General features: G+C 70.7%; 1 protein-coding gene. It reads right to left on the bottom strand.

Annotated elements, in window-relative coordinates:
* On the bottom strand, window positions 1-355 hold a 355-nt coding region (locus AC5RWD_RS23280; RefSeq protein WP_494022277.1), incomplete at both ends, for an HNH endonuclease signature motif containing protein.

Below are 355 nucleotides of genomic sequence, written 5' to 3'. Positions count from 1 at the left end.
CGGTGGCGGCGGTGGGTGCCCAGGCGGAGCCGTGTTTGAGGCGGTGGTGTTTGGGGCAGGGTTGGCCGAGGTTGCTGATGCCGGTGGGTCCGCCGCGGGCCCAGGCCAGGAGGTGGTCGGCGTCGTTGTCCAGGGAATGGTTGTTGCAGGCCGGGAACGTGCATTTAGCGTCCCTGAGCCGGAGCCATTGCCGCAGGGGTTTGGGGATGCGGTAGCTGGTCCGCCCGATCTCCAGGGGTGCGCCGTCGCGGGGGTCGCTGAGCACCCTGCGGAATGACGGTGCCTCGGCGACGAGTGCACGGGCCATGGAGGGCGGGATCGGCCCGTACCCGTCGAGCAGGGCCGGTTCCTCGGT

It is taken from the genome of Arthrobacter sp. CMU6 (assembly GCF_059090205.1).
This window is presented reverse-complemented; position numbering and strand designations above follow the sequence as displayed.